General features: G+C 70.9%; 18 protein-coding genes. 5 read left to right on the top strand and 13 right to left on the bottom strand.

The window, feature by feature from the left end:
* The first annotated feature begins 247 nt into the window (after window positions 1-247).
* The 5 genes from tkt to pgl are packed head-to-tail and all read left to right on the top strand — an operon-like array spanning window position 248 to window position 6916.
* On the top strand, window positions 248-2326 hold the full coding sequence (gene tkt, locus IH45_RS0120940) for a transketolase (RefSeq protein ID WP_030670398.1): 2079 nt from the start codon (window positions 248-250) through the stop codon (window positions 2324-2326).
* 35 nt (window positions 2327-2361) lie between these two features.
* Window positions 2362-3480: a transaldolase gene (gene tal / locus IH45_RS0120935; protein WP_030670396.1), complete on the top strand. Its 1119-nt coding sequence runs from the start codon at window positions 2362-2364 to the stop codon at window positions 3478-3480.
* A 6-nt stretch (window positions 3481-3486) separates the two neighbouring features.
* On the top strand, window positions 3487-5010 hold the full coding sequence (zwf, locus tag IH45_RS0120930) for a glucose-6-phosphate dehydrogenase (RefSeq protein ID WP_030670394.1): 1524 nt from the start codon (window positions 3487-3489) through the stop codon (window positions 5008-5010).
* Entirely contained in the window at window positions 5007-6137 is a 1131-nt protein-coding gene (gene opcA, locus IH45_RS0120925; RefSeq protein ID WP_030670392.1) for a glucose-6-phosphate dehydrogenase assembly protein OpcA, read from the top strand. Before zwf ends, opcA begins: the two co-directional genes overlap by 4 nt.
* Window positions 6134-6916 carry a 6-phosphogluconolactonase gene (gene pgl / locus IH45_RS0120920; protein WP_030670389.1) on the top strand — a complete coding sequence of 261 codons (783 nt, stop codon included), beginning with the start codon at window positions 6134-6136 and terminating at the stop codon, window positions 6914-6916. The genes opcA and pgl overlap by 4 nt, the downstream gene beginning before the upstream one ends.
* A 90-nt stretch (window positions 6917-7006) precedes the next feature.
* On the opposite strand, the gene IH45_RS0120915 is transcribed toward pgl, so the two are convergent.
* The 13 genes from IH45_RS0120915 to uvrC form a co-directional block, all read right to left on the bottom strand.
* Window positions 7007-7264, bottom strand: a complete 258-nt coding sequence (locus IH45_RS0120915; RefSeq protein WP_030670388.1) for a hypothetical protein — start codon at window positions 7262-7264, stop codon at window positions 7007-7009.
* Window positions 7264-8913 (bottom strand): glucose-6-phosphate isomerase, encoded by a 1650-nt coding sequence (gene pgi, locus IH45_RS0120910; RefSeq protein ID WP_030670385.1) that lies wholly within the window; start codon window positions 8911-8913, stop codon window positions 7264-7266. The genes IH45_RS0120915 and pgi overlap by 1 nt, the downstream gene beginning before the upstream one ends.
* A 220-nt stretch (window positions 8914-9133) precedes the next feature.
* A complete protein-coding gene (locus IH45_RS0120905; protein WP_003986538.1) occupies window positions 9134-9469 on the bottom strand; it encodes an RNA polymerase-binding protein RbpA in 336 nt (111 codons plus the stop codon).
* Between the two features lie 158 nt (window positions 9470-9627).
* Window positions 9628-9864 carry a preprotein translocase subunit SecG gene (gene secG / locus IH45_RS0120900; RefSeq protein ID WP_030670383.1) on the bottom strand — a complete coding sequence of 79 codons (237 nt, stop codon included), beginning with the start codon at window positions 9862-9864 and terminating at the stop codon, window positions 9628-9630.
* 133 nt (window positions 9865-9997) lie between these two features.
* The gene (tpiA, locus tag IH45_RS0120895; protein WP_030670381.1) at window positions 9998-10774 is read right to left on the bottom strand and encodes a triose-phosphate isomerase; all 777 of its coding nucleotides are present in this window, start codon (window positions 10772-10774) and stop codon (window positions 9998-10000) included.
* Between the two features lie 6 nt (window positions 10775-10780).
* On the bottom strand, window positions 10781-11992 hold the full coding sequence (locus IH45_RS0120890) for a phosphoglycerate kinase (protein ID WP_030670379.1): 1212 nt from the start codon (window positions 11990-11992) through the stop codon (window positions 10781-10783).
* Between the two features lie 114 nt (window positions 11993-12106).
* Window positions 12107-13111: a type I glyceraldehyde-3-phosphate dehydrogenase gene (gene gap, locus IH45_RS0120885; RefSeq protein WP_030670377.1), complete on the bottom strand. Its 1005-nt coding sequence runs from the start codon at window positions 13109-13111 to the stop codon at window positions 12107-12109.
* A 171-nt stretch (window positions 13112-13282) separates the two neighbouring features.
* The gene (locus IH45_RS0120880) at window positions 13283-16240 is read right to left on the bottom strand and encodes a M14 family metallopeptidase (RefSeq protein WP_030670374.1); all 2958 of its coding nucleotides are present in this window, start codon (window positions 16238-16240) and stop codon (window positions 13283-13285) included.
* A 118-nt stretch (window positions 16241-16358) separates the two neighbouring features.
* Window positions 16359-17279, bottom strand: coding sequence for a GNAT family N-acetyltransferase (locus IH45_RS0120875; protein WP_030670371.1), 921 nt, complete (start codon window positions 17277-17279; stop codon window positions 16359-16361).
* 1086 nt (window positions 17280-18365) lie between these two features.
* A complete protein-coding gene (gene whiA / locus IH45_RS0120870) occupies window positions 18366-19355 on the bottom strand; it encodes a DNA-binding protein WhiA (protein ID WP_003987139.1) in 990 nt (329 codons plus the stop codon).
* Window positions 19346-20410 (bottom strand): gluconeogenesis factor YvcK family protein, encoded by a 1065-nt coding sequence (locus IH45_RS0120865; protein ID WP_030670368.1) that lies wholly within the window; start codon window positions 20408-20410, stop codon window positions 19346-19348. Before IH45_RS0120865 ends, whiA begins: the two co-directional genes overlap by 10 nt.
* A complete protein-coding gene (gene rapZ, locus IH45_RS0120860; protein ID WP_050498867.1) occupies window positions 20407-21297 on the bottom strand; it encodes an RNase adapter RapZ in 891 nt (296 codons plus the stop codon). The genes IH45_RS0120865 and rapZ overlap by 4 nt, the downstream gene beginning before the upstream one ends.
* A gap of 98 nt (window positions 21298-21395) precedes the next feature.
* Entirely contained in the window at window positions 21396-23492 is a 2097-nt protein-coding gene (uvrC, locus tag IH45_RS0120855) for an excinuclease ABC subunit UvrC (RefSeq protein WP_030670365.1), read from the bottom strand.
* Window positions 23493-23654 lie beyond the last annotated feature (162 nt).

The raw sequence follows: 23654 nt of genomic DNA, 5'->3' as shown, positions 1-23654 counted from the left end.
CGTTCCGCCGCCGTTCACGTCGTTCAAGAGGCGAAGGCGGGCACCGCCCGGCAGTCTGGAGACGTGGCCGTCCCGCCCGGGGCGGGAATGTCCGGCGCGTAGTTTTGGTTGCCCTAGGCGACTGCTTTTGTGCCGAGCCGTCGACGCTCCGTCGAAAAGACGCGCGTACATGCGGGGGTAGGCTCGACAACGCCGGCGGACATACCGTCCCCGGCATTCGACATGTGGAGAGGAGCCCTGACTCAGGGTGAGCACCAAGCCGACCACCACAGATTTCGAGTGGACCGAACTGGACCAGCGGGCCGTAGATACCGTTCGCGTCCTGGCCATGGATTCCGTGCAGAAGGTCGGTAACGGCCATCCTGGTACCGCCATGAGCCTCGCGCCGGCCGCCTACGTCCTCTTCCAGAAGCTGATGCGGCACGACCCGGCCGACGCGAAGTGGACCGGCCGCGACCGGTTCGTGCTGTCCGCGGGCCACTCCAGCCTGACCCTGTACATCCAGCTCTACCTGGCCGGCTACGGCCTGGAGCTGGACGACCTGAAGTCCTTCCGCACCTGGGGCTCGAAGACCCCGGGCCACCCGGAGTACGGCCACACGGTCGGCGTGGAGACCACCACCGGCCCGCTCGGCCAGGGTGTCGCCAACGCGGTGGGCATGGCCATGGCGGCCCGCTACGAACGCGGCCTGTTCGACCCGGACGCGGCCCCCGGCACCTCGCCCTTCGACCACACCATCTGGGTCATCGCCGGTGACGGCTGCCTCCAGGAGGGCGTGTCGGCCGAGGCGTCCTCGCTCGCCGGCCACCAGAAGCTCGGCAACCTCGTGATGCTGTGGGACGACAACCACATCTCCATCGAGGGCGACACCGAGACCGCCATCTCCGAGGACACGATCAAGCGCTACGAGGCGTACGGCTGGCACGTCCAGCGCGTCGAGCAGCTGCCCAGCGGCGACCTCGACCCGGTCGGCCTGGCCGCGGCCCTCAAGGCCGCCCAGGAGGAGACCGAGCGTCCCTCCTTCATCGCGGCCCGCTCGATCATCGCCTGGCCCGCCCCCAACGCCCAGAACACCGAGGCCGCACACGGCTCCGCGCTGGGCGACGAGGAGATCGCGGCCACCAAGAAGGTGCTGGGCTTCGACCCGGAGCAGACCTTCGAGGTCTCCGACGAGGTCATCGAGCACACCCGCGCCGCCTGGAAGCGCGGCAGCCAGGCGCACGCCGAGTGGGACAAGGCCCTCGACGCCTGGCGCGCGGCCAACCCGGAGCGCGCCGCCCTGTTCGACCGCGTCCGGGCGGGCGAGCTGCCGGACGGCTGGGAGAAGGCGCTGCCCGCCTTCGAGACCGGCAAGGGTGTCGCCACCCGCGCGGCCTCCGGCAAGATCCTCCAGGCGCTGGGCGCGGTCGTGCCCGAGCTGTGGGGCGGCTCCGCCGACCTCGCCGGCTCGAACAACACCACCATCGACAAGAACTCCTCGTTCCTGCCGGAGGGCAACCCGCTCCCGGAGGCGAGCCCGTACGGCCGCACGGTGCACTACGGCATCCGTGAGCACGCCATGGGTTCGACCATGAACGGCATCGCGCTGCACGGCAACACCCGCATCTACGGCGGCACCTTCCTGGTGTTCTCCGACTACATGCGCCCCGCCGTCCGCCTCGCCGCGCTCATGCAGCTGCCGGTGACGTACGTGTGGACGCACGACTCCATCGGCCTCGGCGAGGACGGCCCGACCCACCAGCCGGTCGAGCACCTGGCCGCGCTGCGCGCCATCCCGGGCCTGAACGTCGTGCGCCCGGCCGACGCCAACGAGACCGCCACCGCCTGGGCCGAGATCCTGCGCCGCCACCGGAGCAAGCCCGCGCCGCACGGCCTGGCGCTCACCCGTCAGGGCGTACCGACGTACGAGGCCAACCCGGCCGCGGCCAAGGGCGGCTACGTGCTGTTCGAGGCCGAGGGCGGCGAGCCGCAGGTCATCCTGATCGGCACCGGCTCCGAGGTGCAGCTCGCCGTCGAGGCGCGCGAGGCGCTGCAGGCCGAGGGCATCCCGACGCGCGTCGTCTCGATGCCGTCCGTCGAGTGGTTCGAGGAGCAGGACCAGGGGTACCGCGACAGCGTGCTGCTGCCGACGGTCAAGGCCCGGGTCGCGGTCGAGGCCGGCATCGGTCTGACCTGGCACCGCTACGTGGGCCCGCAGGGCCGGATCGTCTCGCTGGAGCACTTCGGTGCCTCGGCGGACGCCAAGACCCTCTTCCACGAGTTCGGCTTCACCGCCGACGCGGTCGCCACGGCGGCCCGGGAATCCCTCGCAGCGGCCACGCGCTGACGCCCGTACACGATCTAGTAGGAGATGCAAACCCCATGACAGACGCACTCAAGCGCCTCTCCGACGAAGGCGTCGCGATCTGGCTGGACGACCTGTCCCGCAAGCGGATCACGTCCGGCAACCTGGCCGAGCTGATCGACCAGCAGCACGTCGTCGGTGTCACCACCAACCCGTCGATCTTCCAGAAGGCCATCTCACAGGGTGACGGCTACGACACCCAGCTCACCGACCTGGCCGCCCGCAAGGTGACCGTCGAGGAAGCCATCCGGATGATCACGACGTCGGACGTGCGGGACGCCGCCGACATCCTGCGTCCGGTCTTCGACGCCACCGACGGCCAGGACGGCCGGGTCTCCATCGAGGTCGACCCGCGCCTGGCCCACAACACCCGCGCCACCGTCGCCGAGGCCAAGCAGCTGGCCTGGCTGGTGGACCGCCCCAACGCGCTCATCAAGATCCCGGCCACCAAGGCGGGTCTGCCGGCGATCACCGAGACGATCGCCCGGGGCATCAGCGTCAACGTCACGCTGATCTTCTCGCTGGAGCGCTACCGCGCGGTCATGGACGCCTACCTGGAGGGCCTGGAGAAGGCCAAGGCGGCCGGCCTGGACCTGTCCAAGATCCAGTCGGTGGCGTCCTTCTTCGTGTCCCGCGTGGACACCGAGACCGACAAGCGCCTGGACGCGATCGGCACCGACGAGGCCAAGGCCCTCAAGGGCAAGGCCGCCGTCGCCAACGCGCGCCTCGCCTACCAGGCGTACGAGGAGGTCTTCTCCTCGGACCGCTGGGCCGCGCTGGAGAAGGCGCACGCCAACAAGCAGCGTCCGCTGTGGGCCTCGACCGGCGTCAAGGACCCGTCGCTCAAGGACACCATGTACGTCGAGGAACTGGTCGCGCCGAACACGGTCAACACCATGCCCGAGGCCACCCTGGAGGCCACCGGCGACCACGGCGAGATCTCCGGCGACAAGGTGCGGGGCAGCTACGAGCAGGCGCAGGCCGACCTGGACGCGCTGGCGAAGATCGGCATCTCGTACGACGACGTCGTGCAGGTGCTGGAGGACGAGGGCGTCGAGAAGTTCGAGGCGTCCTGGAACGACCTGCTCAAGTCCACTGAGGCGGAGCTCAAGCGCCTCGCTCCTTCGGAGGGCTGACCCACCTTGTCCAGCAGCAATCCGCTGCGTGACGCCGCGGACCGACGGCTCCCGCGTATCGCGGGGCCGTCGGGCCTGGTCATCTTCGGCGTCACGGGCGATTTGTCCCGTAAAAAGCTGATGCCTGCTGTCTACGACCTGGCCAATCGCGGGCTGCTGCCGCCGGGCTTCTCCCTCATCGGGTTCGCCCGCCGCGAGTGGGAGCACCAGGACTTCGCGCAGGAGGTGTACGAGGCCGTCAAGCAGCACTCCCGTACGCCGTTCCGCGAAGAGGTCTGGCAGCAGCTCGTCCAGGGCTGCCGGTTCGTCCAGGGCAACTTCGACGACGACGAGGCCTTCGAGACCCTCAAGAAGACCATCGAGGAGCTCGACAAGGCACAGGGCACCGGCGGCAACTTCGCCTTCTACCTGTCCGTGCCGCCCAAGTTCTTCCCCACCGTCGTCCAGCAGCTCAAGAAGCACGGCCTGGCCGACCAGCAGGGCGACTGCTGGCGCCGCGCCGTCATCGAGAAGCCCTTCGGCCACGACCTGGCCAGCGCCAAGGAACTGAACCGGATCGTCCACGAGGTCTTCCCGCCCGAGTCGGTCTTCCGGATCGACCACTACCTGGGCAAGGAGACCGTCCAGAACATCCTGGCGCTGCGGTTCGCCAACACGCTGTTCGAGCCGCTGTGGAACCGGTCCTACGTCGACCACGTGCAGATCACGATGGCCGAGGACATCGGCATCGGCGGCCGCGCCGGGTACTACGACGGCATCGGCGCCGCGCGCGACGTCATCCAGAACCACCTGCTCCAGCTGCTCGCGCTGACCGCCATGGAGGAGCCCGCCTCCTTCGACGCGGACGCGCTGGTCGCCGAGAAGACCAAGGTCCTCGGCGCCGTACGGCTCCCCGCCGACCTGGGCAAGGAGACGGTGCGCGCCCAGTACGCGGCCGGCTGGCAGGGCGGCGAGAAGGTCGTCGGCTACCTGGAGGAAGAGGGCATCGACCCCAACTCCCGTACCGACACCTACGCCGCGGTCAAGCTGGAGGTCGACAACCGCCGCTGGGCGGGCGTCCCCTTCTACCTGCGCACCGGCAAGCGCCTGGGCCGCCGCGTCACCGAGATCGCGGTCGTCTTCCAGCGCGCGCCGCACTCCCCCTTCGACCACACCGCCACCGAAGAACTGGGCGCCAACGCCCTGGTCATCCGCGTCCAGCCGGACGAGGGCGTCACGATGCGGTTCGGCTCGAAGGTACCCGGCACCTCCATGGAGGTGCGGGACGTCTCGATGGACTTCGCGTACGGCGAGTCCTTCACCGAGTCCAGCCCGGAGGCGTACGAGCGTCTGATCCTGGACGTGCTGCTCGGTGACGCCAACCTCTTCCCGCGCGTCGAGGAGGTCGAGCAGTCCTGGCGGATTCTCGACCCGATCGAGGAGTACTGGGACGAGCACGGCAAGCCCGCGCAGTACCCGGCCGGGACGTGGGGACCGGACGAGGCGGACGAAATGCTCGCACGAGACGGACGGAGCTGGCGTCGGCCATGAAGATCGATCTGACGGAGACCACGGCCAGCAAGGTCAACAAGGCGCTGGTCCAGGGCCGTCGTACCATCGGTACCCCCGCCATCGGCATGGTGCTCACCCTCGTCATCGTCACCGACGAGGAGAACGCCTACGACGCCCTGAAGGCCGCCAACGAGGCGTCCCGCGAGCACCCCTCGCGCACCCTCGTCGTCATCAAGCGCGTCAGCCGGTCGCCCCGCGACCGCGCCAAGGCGCGCCTGGACGCCGAGGTCCGCGTCGGCGCGGACGCCGGCACCGGCGAGACGGTCGTGCTGCGGCTGTACGGCGAGGCCATCAACCACGCCCAGTCCGTGGTGCTGCCGCTGCTGCTGCCGGACGCGCCGGTCGTCGTGTGGTGGCCGGTCAACGCGCCGGTGGACGCGGCCCGCGACCCACTCGGCGCGCTCGCGCAGCGGCGCGTCACCGACATGTACACCGCCGAGAACCCGCTCCGGGAGCTGGCCGAGCGCGCCGATGCGTACTCCCCCGGCGACACGGACCTGTCCTGGACCCGCATCACGCCCTGGCGCTCGATGCTGGCCGCGGCGCTCGACCAGCTGCCGTGCAAGGTGGCCGAGGTCGAGGTCGAGGGCGAGGAGTTCAACCCGAGCGTCGAACTGCTCGCCATGTGGCTCGCGGACCGGCTGAACGTACCGGTCCGGCGCCTGCTGTCGGCGGGCCCCGGCCTGACGGCGGTCCGCATGGAGACGGACTGCGGCCCGGTCGCACTGGACCGCGCGGACGGCTCGCTGGCCACGCTCGCCATGCAGGGCCAGCCGGACCGCAATGTCGCGCTCAAGCGGCGCGAGACGGCGGAGCTGCTGGCGGAGGAGCTGCGGCGGCTCGACCCGGACGACACGTACGCGTCGGCGCTGAAGTACGGCGTGGACCGGATCGGCGAGCCTCAGCGGGCGCAGACCCCGCTGGCGGCGAAGGCGGCGGAGTCCTCCGACGTGCCGGATGCCGTTCCCGCTGACGCGACGGAGGCGGCGGATACGGAGGCCAAGTCCTCGGAGCCCAAGGCCAAGGCCCCCGCCAAGAAGTCCGCCTCCAAGAAGACGGCATCGAAGGCGGACTCGAAGCCGGACTCGAAGGCGGCTTCCGAGTGAGCGCGCCGCAGGTCGTCGTCCACCGGGACAAGGAGCTGATGGCCAAGGCCGCGGCGGCCCGGCTGATCACGAAGATCGTGGACGCACAGGCGGCCCGCGGCTCGGCCTCCGTCGTCCTGACGGGCGGCCGCAACGGCAACGGGCTGCTCGCGGCCCTGGCCGAGGCGCCCGCCCGGGACGCAGTGGACTGGGGCCGGCTGGACCTGTGGTGGGGCGACGAACGGTTCCTGCCGGACGGCGCCCCGGAGCGCAACCACACGCAGGCCCGGGAGGCCCTGCTGGACAGCGTTCCCGTGGACCCGGCCCGGGTGCACGTGATGGCCCCGTCCAACGGTCCGTACGGCAACGACGCGGACGCGGCGGCCGAGGCGTACGCGATCGAACTGTCCGCCGCGGCGGGCCCGGAGGACCACGGCCCCGTGCCGTCCTTCGACGTCCTCCTGCTGGGCGTCGGCCCGGACACGCACGTGGCGTCGCTCTTCCCGGAGCTGCCCGCCGTACGGGAGACGGAGCGCACGGTCGTCGCCGTCCACGGCGCCCCCAAGCCGCCGCCCACCCGGCTCTCCCTGACCCTGCCCGCCATCCGGGCGGCCCGCGAGGTCTGGCTGCTCGCGGCGGGCGAGGACAAGGCGAAGGCCACGGCGATGGCGCTGTCCGGCGCCGGAGAGATCCAGGCCCCGGCCGCGGGCGCGTACGGCCGCAGCCGCACGCTGTGGCTGCTGGACGAGGCGGCTGCTTCGCAGTTGCCGCGGGGGTTGTACCCGCCGGCTTCCGCCTGAGCACAGCAAACGGCCCCGTTCCCTTGGTGGGAGCGGGGCCGTTGTCGTATCGCGCGAGGGTTTCGGCGGCCGGTGGCGGGCCTCAGCCGATCACGACCGCTCGCGCTCCTGACGGACCATCGCATTGGCGAGGTGCCCGGGGTCCTGGAGGTCGCCGACCGCTACGCCCTCGACCTCCGTGTCGTGGGTGTCGTAGGTGCCCAGGCCGTGCTCCTTGTCGCCCTGTACGACCTCCAGGTGACGGGTCGCCACCTCTTGCTGCTCGGCCTCCGGGCGGGCCTGGAGCCACGCCCGGTTCTCCGGGGTCAGCAGGTCCAGGAACGCCGGGACCACCTCGTCCGCCGCCATCAGCGGCCCCGCATCTCGCGGTACGTGGCCACCAGAGACTTCGTCGAGGCGTCCAGCCCCTCGACCTCCGCGCCCTCGGTCAGCGCGGGCTCGACCCGCTTCGCCAGGACCTTGCCGAGTTCGACGCCCCACTGGTCGAAGGAGTCGATGTTCCAGACCGCGCCCTGGACGAAGACCTTGTGCTCGTACAGGGCGATGAGCTGGCCCAGTACGGAGGGGGTGAGTTCCTTGGCCAGGATCGTGGTGGTGGGGCGGTTGCCCTGGAAGGTCTTGTGCGTGACCAGTTCCTCGGGGACGCCCTCGGCCCTGACCTCGTCGGGGGTCTTGCCGAAGGCCAGCGCCTGGCCCTGCGCGAAGAGGTTGGCCATCAGCAGGTCGTGCTGGGCCACCAGGCCGGGCTGGAGGTCCTCGACCGGGTTGGCGAAGCCGATGAGGTCCGCGGGGATGAGCTTCGTGCCCTGGTGGAGGAGCTGGTAGTACGCGTGCTGGCCGTTGGTGCCGGGCGTGCCCCAGACGACGGGGCCGGTCTGCCAGTGCACGGGGTTGCCGTCGCGGGTCACGGACTTGCCGTTGGACTCCATGTCCAGCTGCTGGAGGTACGCGGTGAACTTGGAGAGGTAGTGGCTGTACGGGAGCACCGCGTGCGACTGCGCGTCCCAGAAGTTGCCGTACCAGATGCCGAGCAGGCCGAGCAGAAGCGGGACGTTCTCCTCGGCGGGCGCGCAGCGGAAGTGCTCGTCGACGAGGTGGAAGCCGGCCAGCATCTCGCGGAACCGCTCGGGGCCGATCGCCAGCATGAGGGACAGGCCGATCGCGGAGTCGAAGGAGTAGCGCCCGCCGACCCAGTCCCAGAACTCGAACATGTTGTCGGTGTCGATGCCGAAGTCCGCGACCTTCTCGGCGTTGGTCGACAGCGCGACGAAGTGCTTGGCCACCGCGTCCTCGCCGGCCCGCAGGCCGGTCAGCAGCCAGTTGCGGGCCGAGGTCGCGTTGGTGATCGTCTCGATGGTGGTGAAGGTCTTCGAGGCGACGATGAAGAGGGTTTCCGCGGGGTCGAGATCGCGGACGGCCTCGTGCAGGTCGGCGCCGTCCACGTTGGAGACGAAGCGGAACTGCATGTCGCGGTGGGTGTAGGCGCGCAGCGCCTCGTACGCCATCGCCGGGCCCAGGTCCGAGCCGCCGATGCCGATGTTGACGACCGTCTTGATCCGCTTGCCGGTGTGGCCCTTCCACTCGCCCGAGCGCACCCGGTCGGTGAAGATCTGCATCTTGCGCAGCACCTGGTGGACGCCCTGCATGACGTTCGCGCCGTCGACCTCGACCGAGGCGGACTCGGGGGCGCGCAGCGCGGTGTGCAGCACTGCCCGGTCCTCGGTCACGTTGATCTTCTCGCCGCGGAACATCGCGTCGCGCAGCTCCGCCACGCCCCGGGCCGCGGCCAGCTCGCGCAGCAGGCGCAGCGTCTCGTCGGTGACCAGGTGCTTGGAGTAGTCCAGGTGCAGGTCACCGACCTGGAGGGTGTAGCGTCCGGCGCGGTCCGGGTCCTGGTCGAACAGGTCGCGCAGCCGCACCTCCCCCAGCTGCTCCCGGTGCTTGCTCAGCGCGGTCCACTCGGCCGTCTGGTCGAGCCTGCGGCCCTCTGCGTTCATCTCGGACATCAGCCTTCTTCTTCTCGTACCGGCCCCGCCGACTCCCAACCTAATTGATCAGGGTGCGGGATGAGGTGTCCCCCCGCTGTCGGCTGCCCCGAGAAACCGTTTCGGCACCTCTGAACGGTACGCGACCGGTCCCACCGCAGGCCGGACACGCGGACGGCCCGGCCGGAGGGGGCGTTCCCTCCGGCCGGGCCGGCCGTCGTGTGCTGGTCCGTCAGATCTCTCCGCGGAGCTTGGCGAGCGCCTCCGCGAGGATCGCCTCGCCATCGGCGTCGCTGCGGCGCTCGCGGACGTACGCGAGGTGCGTCTTGTACGGTTCGGTGCGCGGCGGGTCCGGCGGGTTGTCCCGGTCCTTGCCTGCCGGGAAGCCGCAGCGCGGGCAGTCCCAGGTGTCCGGAATCTGCGCGTCACCGGCGAAGCTGGGCTGAGTCTCGTGCCCGTTCGAGCACCAGAAGGAGATGCGGATGCGCGGCGCGGACTCGCCCCGCTCCGCCTCCCCCATCGGCCCCGCCCCGACCCGACTCCCTCGGATCGCGTTGCCACTTGCCACGGTTGTAACTCCCTGCGTAATGGTGCTGCGAAGCATCGAACAGCAGTCGCGCTGCGGAGCGCCCCAGTCTACGTAAGGCCCAACGCGCGTCCAGTGACAGGAGTTACACCCCCACCGAGGACGCCGCCCTCATGATAGGCCGCGTCCCCGACACCGTGTCAGCTGTCCAGCTTCATCAGGACGCCCAGCGCGACGATGCAGGCGAACCAGAGCAGGGCGATGACGATGGTGATGCGGTCCAGGTTCCGCTCCGCGACGGAGGAGCCGCCGACCGAGGACTGCATGCCGCCGCCGAACATGTCGGACAGGCCGCCGCCCTTCCCCTTGTGCATGAGCACCAGCATCATCAGCAGCAGGCTGAAGACGATGAGGGCTACCGAGAACCCGATGACCACGGCTGGACCAACTCTCTAGGACTGACGGACGGGACGTACCTAAGAAGATCGAATGGTACGGGGCCGGGCGGCGCACAGGACGCCGGGCCCGGCCCCGACAGGGTACGACGGGCCGGGCCCGTCGTCATAGCCGCTACTGGTCGCGGAAGCGGACGATCTTGACGAACTCGTCCACGTCCAGCGCCGCGCCGCCGACCAGGGCGCCGTCCACGTCCGGCTGCGCCATGATCGCGGCGACGTTGCCGGACTTGACCGAGCCGCCGTACTGGATGCGGACCTTGTCGGCCAGCTCCTGGCTGTACAGCTCGGCCAGGCGGCGGCGGATCGCGCCGCAGACCTCCTGCGCGTCCTCGGGCGTGGCGACCTCGCCGGTGCCGATGGCCCACACCGGCTCGTAGGCGATGACGATGGTCTCGGCCTGCTCGGCCGGGACGTCCTTCAGGCCGCCGTCGAGCTGGGCGAGGGTGTACTCGACCTGGTTGCCGGCCTTGCGGACGTCCAGGCCCTCGCCGACGCACAGGATCGGGGTGAGGCCGTTCGCGAAGGCCGCCTTGACCTTGGCGTTGCAGATCTCCTCGGTCTCGCCGTGGTACTGGCGGCGCTCGCTGTGGCCGACGGCCACGTAGCTGCACTTGAGCTTGGCGAGCATGCTGCCGGAGATCTCACCGGTGTACGCGCCGGACTCGTGCGCCGAGATGTCCTGGGCGCCGTACTTGATCTTGAGCTTGTCGCCGTCGACCAGCGTCTGCACCGAGCGCAGGTCGGTGAAGGGGGCCAGGACCGCGACCTCGGTGGCCTCGTAGTCCTTGTCGGCGAGTGCGAAGGCGAGCTTCTGGACGTGCGCGATGGCCTCGAGGTGGTTGAGGTTCATCTTCCAGTTGCCCGCCATCAGCGGGGTACGGTCAGTCACGGTTCTTCAGTCCTCCAGAGCGGCGAGGCCGGGGAGCGTCTTGCCTTCGAGGTATTCGAGGCTGGCGCCGCCACCGGTCGAAATGTGGCCGAAAGCATTCTCGTCGAAGCCGAGCGAGCGCACGGCGGCGGCCGAGTCGCCGCCGCCGACGACGGTGAAGCCGTCGCAGTTCAGCAGGGCCCGCGCGATGGCGGTGGTGCCGCCCGCGTAGTCCGGGTGCTCGGCGACACCTACGGGTCCGTTCCAGAAGACGGTCTCCGCGTCGGCGATCTTCGAGGCGAACAGCTCGCGGGTCTTCGGGCCGATGTCCAGGCCCTCCTTGTCGGAGGGGATGCTGTCGGCGTCGACCGTGACGAAGTCGGCGGGCGCCTTCGTCTTCAGGTCGGGGAAGTCCGCCGAGGCCAGGATGTCGACCGGCAGGACCAGCTCGACGCCGTTCGCCGCCGCCCGCTCCATGTACTCGGTCACCTTCGGGATCTGGTCCTCCTGGAGGAGGGAGATGCCGACCTCGTAGCCCTTGGCCTTGAGGAAGGTGTACGCCATGCCGCCGCCGATCAGCAGCCGGTCGGCCTTGCCGAGCAGCTCGTCGATGACGGCGAGCTTGTCGGAGACCTTGGCGCCGCCGAGCACGACCACGTACGGGCGCTTGACGTCCTCGGTGAGCTTCTTCAGGACGGTGACCTCGGCGGCGATCAGGTCGCCCGCGGCGTGCGGCAGGCGGGCCGGCAGGTCGTAGACGGAGGCGTGCTTGCGGTGCACGGCGCCGAAGCCGTCGCCCACGTACACGTCCGCCAGCTCGGCGAGCTGGTCCGCGAAGGCGCCGCGCTCGGCGTCGTCCTTGCTGGTCTCGCCCGGGTTGAAGCGCAGGTTCTCCAGGACGGCGACCTCGCCCTCGCCGAGCCCGGCGACCACCGAGCGGGCGGACTCGCCGACGGTGTCGGTGGCGAAGGCGACCTCGCGGCCGATCAGTTCACCGAGCCGCTCGGCGGCGGGGCGCAGCGAGAAGGCCGGGTCCGGGGCACCCTTGGGACGGCCCAGGTGGGAGGCGACGATCACCTTGGCGCCGAGCTGGGCCAGCTTGGCGATCGTCGGCTGGACGGCGCGGATGCGGCCGTCGTCGGTGATGGTGGTGCCGTCCAGCGGCACGTTCAGGTCGGCGCGGACGAAGACCCGCTTGCCGGACAGCCCTTCCTGGGCGAGATCGTCGATCGTCTTCATGCGAAGTGACTCCGTTGCGTAGGTCGGTCATGGGACGGGGCCCGTACGGCGCTTCGGTGCGCCCTACGAGCCCCTTCCGCACAGCTACGTGCCCTGGCCTGGATCAGGCGGATGTCAGAGCTGGCCGCCGACGAAGACGGTCAGGTCCACCAGGCGGTTGGAGTAGCCCCACTCATTGTCGTACCAGCCGATGATCTTGACGCTCTTGCCCTGCGCCATCGTCAGGGAGGAGTCGAACGTGCAGGACGCCGGCCAGTTGACGATGTCCGAGGAGACGATCTGGTCCTCGGTGTACTCCAGGATGCCCTTGAGCTGGCCCTCGGCCGCCTTCTGGAAGGCGGCGTTGATCTCGTCCTTGGTGACCTCGCGCTCCAGCTCGACGACCAGGTCGGTCACGGAGCCGGTGGGGACCGGGACGCGCATGGCGATGCCGTCCAGCTTGCCCTCCAGCTGCGGGAGGACCAGCGCGGTGGCCTTGGCGGCACCGGTCGTGGTCGGGATGATGTTCTCCGCGGCGGCGCGGGCGCGGCGCAGGTCCTTGTGCGGGAAGTCCAGGATGCGCTGGTCGTTGGTGTACGCGTGCACCGTGGTCATCAGGCCCTTGACGATGCCGAAGTTCTCGTCGAGAACCTTGGCCATCGGCGCCACGCAGTTGGTGGTGCAGGACGCGTTGGAGATGACGTGGTGGTTGGCCGCGTCGTACTTGTCCTGGTTGACGCCCATCACGACCGTGATGTCCTCGTCCTTGGCGGGCGCGGAGATCAGGACCTTCTTGGCACCGGCCTGGATGTGCTTCTCGGCGTCGGCCTTCTTGGTGAAGATGCCGGTCGACTCGATGACGATGTCGGCGCCCAGCTCGCCCCAGGGCAGGTTGGCGGGGTCGCGCTCGGCCATCGTCTTGAAGGTCTGGTTGCCGACCGTGATGGTGTCGTCGGTGTGGCTGACGTCGTGCTTCAGGCGACCCAGGATGGAGTCGTACTTCAGCAGGTGAACCAGGGTGGCGTTGTCGGTCAGGTCGTTGACACCGACGATCTCGATGTCCGCACCCTGCTCCAGGAGCGCGCGGAAGTAGTTGCGACCAATGCGGCCGAATCCGTTGATGCCTACGCGGATCGTCACGAACCGATCTCCTCGTTGGTGCGCCGGTTCACCACCGGCGAGCTGTATGGGATGTCCCCGACCGCCTCCGACCCTACCCCCAATACGAGACGTACGTGACATTGACAGGGGCGGTCCGGGCCCACTCTGGGGCCACGGACCGCCCTGTTCGCCGAGAGAGTAGGAGCGCGGTCAGCCGTCGAGCGCCTTGAGCGCCGCTCCGGTCAGTTCGGCCCGTTCCGCGGCGGTCTGTACGTGCTCCAGGCCGAAGCCCAGCAGAACGGTGTTGCGCGTGGTGATCGCGGCGGCCGTACGGAACAGCTCCTTGGAACGGGTCCAGTCGCCGGTGGCGGGCGGGCTGCCGGCGGGCGGCCCGGGCACCGCCCAGGGCCCGAGGGAGGTCTCGAAGCCCTCCAGGGACTCGCCGCCGGCGCCGGTGGTGACCTTGGTGTTGTCCACGAAGACGCCGCGGCCGCCGGTTCCGGGGTCGGTGACGTAGGAGATCGCCAGCTCGACCAGCTGCCCGGCGTAGGCGGACAGGTCCACGGACACCGGCCGCCAGCCGTTCGAGCTGCCGGTGAAGCGGTTCCACGCACCGGTCGTGCCGGTGTTGCCGCACTGGGTGCCGGTCCGGGTCAGATAGTGCTGGAGGAAGGGGTGGGTGGTCAGGTAGTAGCCCTGGCCGCAGTCGGCGGGTACGTCGGTGCCGGTGCCGCCGTTCGCGTCACGCAGGGTGGTCCAGTCGTCCTTGCCGACGGTGTGCGCCTCGATGACGGCGTTGTCGTAGCCCGCCTCGGTGTCGTGGCTGATCATGAACTGGAGGGCGGGCCGGGCGCTCGCGGCCACACCCGTCAGGTCCACGGTCCGGGCCAGCCGCATCCAGGAGTTGTCGCGGTGCTGCGCGGCGGCGAACCAGTCGCCCTCGTACGGCTGGAACGGCGACCGTACGCCCGGGTAGGTACCGGCCGCGGCGCTCGCGAACTGCGGGAACGTCGCGGGTGGCAGCTCGTCGGAGATGACCGAGTGGGTGCCCGCGGCGTCCAGCGGGTTGCCGGGCGCGTCGCCCAGCCTGGCCTCCGTGCCGGCCAGCTTGCCGTCGCCCTTGAAGGAGGGCGGCGACTTCAGTGAGATCCGGCTGCCGGCGCCCAGGTAGTACTGGGCGAAGTCGTCGCTCACCGCGCGGCCGACCACGGCGCTGCCGCCCGCCTGCTCACCGGCGGTGAGCAGCTTGCCGCCCTCGTTGAGGTAGTCGCGTACGGCCAGCTGGGTGGCGCCGCCGGGCCGGCCCGCGCCGGTGTACCAGACGACGTTCTCGAAGTGGCTCAGCACGCCGAGCGCGTCCGGGGTGCCCTGCCGGGCGACGTCCCACACGGCCGCGCGGTGGCCGTTGGCCGCGAGCGCCTTGGTGTACGCGGCGGTGTGCTGCGCCGGGGCGGTGCCGCCCTCCTCGGCGATGACCAGGGTGTCGGCGCGGGGCCGCTCGGCGACGGAGTAGGTGAAGGGTTCGCTTCGGGTGGCCTTGCCGTCGCGGGTACGGCCGGTGAACCACACCTCCACCTTGTCGCCGGGATCGGCCCCTTCGACGGCGGCCCGGTACTGGTCGAAGTGGATGTTGTCCTCGCCGCCGTAGACCTCGCCACCCTTCCAGGCTTCGAGTTCCTCGGTGTGCCGGGACCCGCCGTTGACGCGGTAGTTGAGCTCCTTGTCACGTACGGACTTGCGCGCAGTGACCGCGACCTGCTGCTCCTCCCCACGCGCGTACGAGGTGGTGAAGGCGTGCGGGGTGAAGTCGGGCGCCTTCAGGCCCACCGACGAGACGGGCTGGTCCGGGCGCCGGGCGCTCTCGGCGACGGAGAGCGCGAAGGGGATGTTCTTCTCGAACTCCGCCTGGATCAGCTTCTCGGAGTCGGGGAAGGTGAAGACGGACCGGCAGTCGGCGGCGTTCCACTCGTCGTCGGGGTCGGCGTTCGACGCGGTCTGGCAGGTGGACATCTCCGGGGTGAACATGGGGATGCCGTTGACGTTGGACGCGTGGCCGTCGGCCTCGCCGTTGGTGGTGTACAGCTCCGAGGAGACCTGCGGGCGGTAGCCGGGGATCGCGGACTTCTCGGGGGTGCCGGCCAGGGCCCGGTAGAGGACGTCGTCGGGGGTGGGCGTGGCGACCTGCCAGCCGACGCCGTAGAGGATCAGCTCGGCGGCGGAGTGGTAGTTGATGGCGTATCGGAAGCCGATGCGCTTCTCGAAGGCGTCCAGCGCCTTGGTCTCCGGCTCGGAGGCGGCGGCCGGGCCTCGGTAGGTCTCGCTGGACGGGTTGGGGGACGAACCCTCGTTGTCGTAGCCCCACTTGTAGGAGAAGTTACGGTTGAGGTCGACGCCGTCGCCCGGCGTGATCTTGCCGTCGCCGTTGTTGTCCCGCAGGTTCTTGCGCCACATGCGGTTCTGCGGGCTCTCGAAGGTGTAGTCGTAGCCGTCGGGGTTGGCGGAGAGCACGAACCACAGCTCGGTGGTGTCGAGGATCTTCGTCAGCCGCGGGTCCTTGCCGTACCCGGCCAGGTAGTACTGCATCAGCCGGCGGGTCATCTCGGGAGTGATCCACTCCCGGGCATGCTGGTTGGACAGGTACAGCACCGCGGGCTTGGCGCCGTCCTCGGTGGTGTCGGCGTCCTTGGTGAGCTTCAGGGCCATGATGTCGTGGCCCCGGACGGTCTTCCCGATGCTGACGACCTTCGCCAGCTTCCGGTTGAACCGCGCGGTGTCGATCATCTCTTTCATCAGCCCGTTGACGCCCATGTACGGCCGGAAGACCCGGTCGCCCTGCGCCTTGAGCTTGCGCTGCGTCTCCGCGGAAACGATTTTGCGGGTCAGCTGGACCCCCTGCTTGCGCAGCCCGGCCGCCTGCGCGGCGGACAGCTGCACCTCGACCTGGCCCTTGCCGGTCTTCGGCACCTGCGCGCCGATCTCGTGACCGTCCACGCCCGCCTTCAGCAACAGCGGCACCTGCGCCGCGCTGACCTGGCCGGTCCAGGTCCCGATGGCGTCCCGGCCCCCTCCCCCGCCGTCCCGCGCCTGCGCCTGCGCGGCCGGCACCGCCACCACCCCGCCCAGCAGCAGCGCCGCTGCCGCCAGTAAGGATCTCGCCTTGCGTCTCATGAGCCCCCCTTGCCGTCGTCCATCTCGTGAATGGGCGCTCGCCAGACTGGTGACGCTGCATGATCATGTCAATACGGCGGGTGAGGAGGGGGTGGGGTGCGGGAAGGCTCCATACGGCTCACAGAAAGTGGCCGGCCGCCAGGTAGGGCGCCGGGACGGGCATCCCCCGGACGGCGATGTAACCCTCCTGGCTGATGGCGAGTCCTGCGGCGAGACCGACATCGATCGCCCATTCGTTGGGGGTGGTGATGCAGTTGACGAGGGTGTCCCCGTACGACGTGGCCAGGGCCTCCCACAGCAGCCGCTGTGCGGTCTCGGCACGCTCGGCGGCCAGCAGGACGGGGCGTCCCCGGTCGTCGACGTAGACGTACCCCGGCCGGGACCGGTCGCGGGAGACGGCCAGCCGGTGTGCGGAGAGCAGGCGGCCGTGGTCGGGGCCGTGTCCGGCGCCCCGCAGATCACTGTCCAGCCGGTCCATCCACGCGAAGTCGTCCGGGCCGCCGTCCCGCAGGCCGTCCACCGCGGGGAGGGCGGAGCGGTTTACGGTGCCCACCATCTGCATCTGCGGGTGGAGCGAGAAGCCGGCAAGCCGGTACCGGCGGGTGGCGCCGGGGTGGACGCTGGAGGAGAAGATGCCGGGGCGTCCGTCGGCGTGCGCGAGGGCCGCGTCCAGCAGGCGCTTGCCGATGCCTCGGCCCTGGTGGCCGGGGAGGACGCCGTACGTGGCGAGGTACCAGAGGTTGTCGCGGTTCTGGGAGACGGCGAAGCCGATGACGCCGTTGGCGTCCGTGTCCGTACTGGCGTCCGTGTCCGTATCGGCGTCCGGGTCCACCGCGATCCAGCAGCCGCCCGGGTCGACGTCCAGGTAGTAGCGCATCCGGTCGATCCATCGCCGAGCGGCAGCGGCGGGCCGCAGCTCGGGCTCCGGGTCGTGGGCCCTGCGGGCCAGCTGATCCGCGTCGAGAAACGTCAGCGCCGAGGCCCGCTCCGCCGACGCGAGATCGTCCGCGCGCATCGGTCTGATCCGTAATGCATCCATTTGCCGCAGGCTAGGGGCTGGCTGCGGTGGGCCGCATGCGGTTTTCCGCCCGTGGCGGCGCGTCGATGTATTCGGCGCGGGCCCGGCCCCTCCGGACTTCGTCCTGCGGGGCCGGGCCCTCCCGTACGTGTTCGGCTGTCGCGGCGTGGGTGGGGGGACGCCTGCCCCCCACCGGCAGTTCGTCGCCGTACGGCGGGAGGGGCTGGGCCGCAGGACGGAGTCCGGAGGGCCGGGCCCGTACCCGGCTGCGAGCGGGCGGCTACCGGCAGGGGAACGGGGCCGGACCCTCCAGACTTCGTCCTCCGGTCCCGGCCCCTCCTGTACGTGCCAGTCTGCGGCGGCGTGGGTGGGGGGGGGACGCCTGCCCCCACCGGCAGTTCGTCGCCGTACGGCGGGAGGGGCTGGGCCGTAGGACGAAGTCTGGAGGACCGGGCCCGTACCCGGCTGCGGGCGGGCGGCTACCGGCAGGGGGACGGTGCCGGGCCCTACAGACTTCGTCCTCCGGTCCCGGCCCCTCCTGTACGTGTCAGTCTGCGGCGGCGTGGGTGGGGGGACGCCTGCCCCCACCGGCCGATGGTCGCCATACCGGCGGGAGGGGCTGGGCCGCAGGACGAAGTCCGGAGGACCGGACCCGTACCCGGCTGCGGGCGGGCGGCTACCGGCAGGGGAACGGTGCCGGGCCCTACAGACTCCGTCCTCCGGTCCCGGCCCCTCCGGTACGTGCCAGTCTGCGGCGGCGTGGGTGGGGGGACGCCTGCCCCCACCGGCCGATGGTCGCCATACCGGCGGGAGGGGCTGGGCCGTAGGACGAAGTCTGGAGGACCGGCTCCGTACCCGGCTGCGGGCGGGCGGCTACCGGCAGGGGGACGGTGCCGGGCCCTACAGACTCCGTCCTCCGGTCCCGACCCCTCCTGTACGTGTCAGCCTGCGGCGGCGTGGGTGGGGGGACGCCTGCCCCCACCGGCCGATGGTCGCCATACCGGCGGGAGGGGCTGGGCCGCAGGACGGAATCCGGAGGACCGGACCCGTACCCGGCCGCGGGCAGGCGGCGGTTATCGGCCCAGGCGCGCGCCCAAGCGCATGCAGTTAGCCGACCATTCCGTCCGCCATTTCCTCCGACAGGTTCGACTCCGTGCCGGGGATGCCCAGGTCCTGGGCGCGCTTGTCGGCCATGGCCAGGAGGCGGCGGATGCGGCCCGCGACGGCGTCCTTGGTCAGGGGCGGGTCGGCGAGGGCGCCCAGTTCCTCCAGGGAGGCCTGCTTGTGGTCCATCCGCAGTCGGCCGGCCGCGGCCAGGTGCTCGGGGACCTCTTCGCCGAGGATCTCCAGGGCGCGCTGAACCCGGGCACCCGCCGCGACAGCGGCTCGCGCCGAACGGCGCAGATTCGCGTCGTCGAAGTTGGCGAGGCGGTTGGCGGTGGCGCGGACCTCGCGGCGCATCCGCCGCTCCTCCCAGGCCAGTACGGACTCGTGGGCGCCCAGGCGTGTCAACAGCGCGCCGATCGCGTCACCGTCACGGACGACGACGCGGTCCACGCCGCGCACCTCACGGGCCTTGGCGCCGATGCCGAGCCGGCGGGCCGCGCCGACCAGCGCGAGGGCCGCCTCGGGCCCGGGGCAGGTGACCTCCAGGGAGGACGAGCGGCCGGGCTCGGTGAGCGAGCCGTGCGCGAGGAAGGCTCCGCGCCAGGCTGCCTCCGCGTCGCAGGTGGCCCCGGAGACGACCTGCGGGGGCAGGCCGCGGATGGGCCGGCCACGGCCGTCGACCAGGCCGGTCTGGCGGGCGAGCTGGTCGCCGCCGGCGACGACCCGTACGACGTAGCGGCTGCCGCGCCGCAGGCCGCCGGGGGCCATCACCACCAGGTCGGAGGAGTGGCCGAAGATCTCCAGGATGTCCTTGCGCAGCCGCCGGGCCGCGATGCCCGTGTCCAGCTCCGCCTCGATCACGATGCGGCCGCTGACCAGGTGCAATCCACCCGCGAACCGCAGGATCGACGAGACCTCCGACTTCCGGCAGCAGGTCCGGGTGACGGGGAGCCGGGAGATTTCATCCTTCACCGCTGCCGTCATCGCCATGGGCCGATCCTTCCATGCATCCGAAAAATACGGTCGTACGCGGCGGCCAGCAGCTCCGGGTCGTGCCGGGCGGCTCCCTTGTGGGTCTCCGCCGTGCCGCAGGGGCTGCCGGGCGCGGCGACCGCCGCCAGCTCGACCTCGCTGCCGACGAGCTGCTTGGCAGCGACGATCAGGCTTTCGGTGTCGGGCACGGCGGCCCGGTCGGCCAGCACCACGTCGAAGGCGAGTTTAGGGGCGTGTCGGGCCAAAACCTCCAAATGACGCTGCGGGGAAAAGCCATCGGTTTCGCCCGGCTGGGGCGCCAGGTTCAGCGAGAGGACCTTGCGGGCCTTGGTCTCCTCCAGCGCCTCGCGCAGTTCGGGCACGAGCAGGTGCGGGATGACGGAGGAGAACCAGGAGCCGGGGCCGAGCACCACCCAGTCCGCGTCGCGGACCGCCTCGACGACCTCGGGCACGGCCGGCGGGTCCTCGGGGACGACGTGCACGGACTGCACCTCGCCGGGGGTGAGCGCGACCGTGGCCTGGCCGCGGACGGTGGTGATGTCGTCCGGGCGGGTCTCATCGTGGCCCTTGACCAGGGCCTGGAGCTCCAGCGGTACGGCGGACATGGGCAGCACCCGGCCGTGCGCGCCGAGCAGCTTGCCGACCAGGTCCAGGGCCTGGACGTGGTCGCCGAGCTGTTCCCACAGGGCGACGATGAGGAGGTTGCCGACGGCGTGATCGTGCAGCTCGCCCTCGCTGGTGAAGCGGTGCTGGATCACCCGGGACCAGGTCTGGCCCCAGTCGTCGTCCCCGCACAGCGCGGCCAGCGCCTTGCGCAGGTCGCCGGGCGGCAGGACGCCCAGCTCGTCGCGCAGCCGCCCGCTGGAGCCGCCGTCGTCGGCGACCGTGACGACGGCGGTCAGGTCGCCGGTGATCCGGCGCAGCGCGGCCAGCGAGGCGGACAGGCCCATGCCGCCGCCGAGCGCCACGACCTTGGGCGTGGCGCCCCTGCCGGAGCGGCTGCCCGGGACCAGCTTGCGGACCCGGCGCAGCCGCAGGGGACGGGCGGTCATTCGCGCCCCATGTCCCGGTGGACGACGACGGTCTCGACGCCTTCGGAGACCAGGCGGTGGGCCAGCTTCTCGGACATGGCGACGCTGCGGTGCTTGCCGCCCGTACAGCCGACGGCGATGGTGACGTAGCGCTTGCCCTCGCGGCGGTAGCCCTCGGCGACGATGCGCAGCAGCTCCGCGTAGCCGTCCAGGAACTCCTTGGCGCCGGGCTGGCCGAAGACGTAGCCGGAGACCTCGTCGTTCAGGCCGGTGTAGGGGCGCAGCTCGGGGACCCAGTGCGGGTTGGGGATGAAGCGGCAGTCGATGACCATGTCGGCGTCGACCGGCAGGCCGTACTTGAAGCCGAAGGACATGACCGTGGCCCGCAGCTCGGGGACCTCCTCGCCGGCGAACTGGGCGTCCATCTTGGCGCGCAGCTCGTGGACGTTCAGGCTGGAGGTGTCGATGACCAGGTCGGCGTCGCCGCGCAGCTCGCGCAGCAGGTCGCGCTCGGCGGCGATGCCGTCCACGATGCGGCCGTCGCCCTGGAGGGGGTGCGGGCGGCGCACCGACTCGAAGCGGCGCACCAGGGCCTCGTCGGAGGACTCCAGGAAGACGATGCGGCGCTTGACGTTCTGCGCGTCGAGGGTGGCCAGGGACTCCTTGAGGTTGTCGAAGAAGCGCCGGCCGCGGACGTCCACGACGACGGCGATACGGGCGACGTTGCCCTGCGAGCGGGCGCCCAGCTCCACCATCGGTGGGATCAGCTCGGGCGGGATGTTGTCGACGACGAACCAGCCGAGGTCCTCCAGGCACTTGGCGGCCGTGCTGCGGCCGGCCCCCGACATGCCCGAGATGATCACCAGCTCCGGGATGGCGGCGCTCTCGCCCTGGCCGGCCTCGCGCATCGTGCCCGTACTCACCTGTGCACCGTCTTCCTCGGTCTCGCGGGGGCGCGTGTCGCGCGCGTCCCGCTGGTCGTGCCTGTACTGCTCTGTACTGCCGCTCATCGTTCCAGCCCCCGTTCCGATGACAACGCGGCCGGTGCGGCCCCGTCATCCTCAATGATCTCTCCTGTGGCGGTGTTCACCGCCGGGGCGGCCGGGGCCGCTCCGGCCAGCGCCGCCGCGATGGTCTCGGCCGTCTTGCGGCCGATGCCCGGCACCTCGCAGATGTCCTCGACCCGGGCGGCGCGCAGCCGCTTCACCGAGCCGAAGTGCTTCAGCAGGGCCTGGCGGCGACTCTCGCCGAGCCCGGGGATGCTGTCCAGGGGTCCGGACCTGAGGCGTTTGCCCCGTTTGTTGCGCTGGTAGGCGATGGCGAAGCGGTGGGCCTCGTCACGCACGCGCTGGAGGAGGTAGAGGCCCTCGCTGCTGCGGGGCAGCACGACCGGGTCGTCCTCGTCGGGCAGCCAGACCTCTTCGAGGCGCTTGGCCAGGCCGCATACGGCGACGTCGTCGATACCCAGCTCGGACAGGGCCCGCTGGGCGGCGGCGACCTGCGGCTGGCCGCCGTCCACGACGACCAGCTGGGGCGGGTAGGCGAAGCGCTTGGGGCGGCCCTCCTCGTCGGTGGGGCCGGTGGACACGGGCTCTTCGATGGGACCGGTGGCCGCGGGCCCGCCGGCGGAGCCGGTGGTCACGGGCGGGTCCTCCCCGGCGCCCTCCCCCGTGGGCACCTCCTCATCCCACTCCCCCGTCTGCTGCTTCTCCTGGAGGTACCGGCGGAAGCGGCGCCCGATGACCTCGTGCATGGCGCGGACGTCGTCCTGGCCCTCGAAGGACTTGATCTGGAAGCGGCGGTACTCGCTCTTGCGGGCCAGGCCGTCCTCGAAGACGACCATGGAGGCCACCACGTCGTCGCCCTGGAGGTGGGAGATGTCGAAGCACTCGATGCGCAGCGGCACCGAGTCCAGGCCGAGGGCCTGGGCGATCTCCTCCAGGGCGCGGGAGCGGGTGGTCAGGTCGGAGGCGCGCTTGGTCTTGTGCAGGGCCAGGGCCTGCTGGGCGTTGCGCTGGACCGTGGCCATCAGGTCCTTCTTGTCGCCGCGCTGCGGGATGCGCAGCGAGACGTTCGAACCGCGGCGCTCGGTGAGCCACTGCTGGACCGGCTCGACCGGGTCGGGCAGCGCCGGGACCAGCACCTCCTTGGGCACGGCGTCGCCGCTCTCCTCCCCGTACAGCTGCTGGAGGGCATGCTCGACGAGGGCCGCGGTGTCCACGTTCTCGACCTTGTCGGTGACCCAGCCGCGCTGGCCGCGCACCCGGCCGCCGCGGACGTGGAAGATCTGCACGGCCGCTTCCAGCTCGTCCTCGGCGAGCGCGATCAGGTCGGCGTCGGTGGCGTCGGCGAGCACCACGGCGCTCTTCTCCATGGCACGCCGCAGGGCGTCTATGTCGTCACGGAGCCGGGCGGCGCGCTCGTACTCCATCTCCTCGGCGGCCTCCTGCATGGACTTCTCCAGGCGGCGGATGTACGCACCCGTACGTCCGGCCATGAAGTCGCAGAACTCCTCGGCCAGTTCGCGGTGCTCCTCGGGGGAGACCCGGCCGACGCAGGGGGCCGAGCACTTGCCGATGTAGCCGAGCAGGCAGGGGCGGCCGATCTGGGCGGAGCGCTTGAAGACCCCGGCGGAGCAGGTCCGTACGGGGAAGACGCGGAGCATCAGGTCGACGGTCTCGCGGATGGCCCACGCCTGGCCGTACGGGCCGAAGTAGCGCACGCCCTTCTTCTTGGCGCCGCGCATGACCCGCACCCGCGGATATTCCTCGTTGAGGGTGACGGCCAGGTACGGATAGCTCTTGTCGTCGCGGTACTTGACGTTGAACCGCGGGTCGTACTCCTTGATCCAGGTGTATTCGAGCTGGAGGGCCTCCACCTCGGTGCTGACGACCGTCCACTCGACGGAGGCCGCGGTGGTGACCATCGTGCGCGTACGGGGGTGGAGGTTGGCCAGGTCCTGGAAGTAGCTGGACAGGCGCTGGCGCAGGCTTTTGGCCTTGCCGACGTAGATCACGCGGCGGTGCTCGTCACGGAATCTGTAGACCCCGGGCGAGTCGGGGATCTGTCCCGGCTTGGGTCGGTAACTGCTGGGGTCTGCCATGCCGCCCACCCTACTTGGGGGCGGTGACAGCGGGCGGTGGCGGGCGCGTGCGCCGGTGGTGCGGCGGGGGGTGTCCGCGCCGTCGGCGTACGGCGCGGACGCGGGCACCGGCCCGGGCGGAGGGGTTCCGTCCGGGCCGGTACGGGCCCGGGGGCGGGCGGG

Source organism: Streptomyces rimosus subsp. rimosus (assembly GCF_000720725.1).
In the GTDB taxonomy this organism is placed as follows: Bacteria; Actinomycetota; Actinomycetes; order Streptomycetales; family Streptomycetaceae; genus Streptomyces; species Streptomyces rimosus_A.
The sequence above is the reverse complement of the archived record's forward strand: the minus strand, read 5'-3'. Positions and strand labels throughout refer to the sequence as shown.

Coding starts and splice junctions, on each gene's coding strand:
- tal (WP_030670396.1), top strand. CDS start 2,362: ATGACAGACGCACTCAAGCGCCTCTCCGACGAAGGCGTCGCGATCTGG.
- opcA (WP_030670392.1), top strand. CDS start 5,007: ATGAAGATCGATCTGACGGAGACCACGGCCAGCAAGGTCAACAAGGCG.
- IH45_RS0120915 (WP_030670388.1), bottom strand. CDS start 7,264: ATGGCGGCGGACGAGGTGGTCCCGGCGTTCCTGGACCTGCTGACCCCG.
- pgi (WP_030670385.1), bottom strand. CDS start 8,913: ATGAACGCAGAGGGCCGCAGGCTCGACCAGACGGCCGAGTGGACCGCG.
- IH45_RS0120890 (WP_030670379.1), bottom strand. CDS start 11,992: ATGAAGACGATCGACGATCTCGCCCAGGAAGGGCTGTCCGGCAAGCGG.
- IH45_RS0120880 (WP_030670374.1), bottom strand. CDS start 16,240: ATGAGACGCAAGGCGAGATCCTTACTGGCGGCAGCGGCGCTGCTGCTG.
- IH45_RS0120875 (WP_030670371.1), bottom strand. CDS start 17,279: ATGGATGCATTACGGATCAGACCGATGCGCGCGGACGATCTCGCGTCG.
- whiA (WP_003987139.1), bottom strand. CDS start 19,355: ATGGCGATGACGGCAGCGGTGAAGGATGAAATCTCCCGGCTCCCCGTC.
- IH45_RS0120865 (WP_030670368.1), bottom strand. CDS start 20,410: ATGACCGCCCGTCCCCTGCGGCTGCGCCGGGTCCGCAAGCTGGTCCCG.
- rapZ (WP_050498867.1), bottom strand. CDS start 21,297: ATGCGCGAGGCCGGCCAGGGCGAGAGCGCCGCCATCCCGGAGCTGGTG.
- uvrC (WP_030670365.1), bottom strand. CDS start 23,492: ATGGCAGACCCCAGCAGTTACCGACCCAAGCCGGGACAGATCCCCGAC.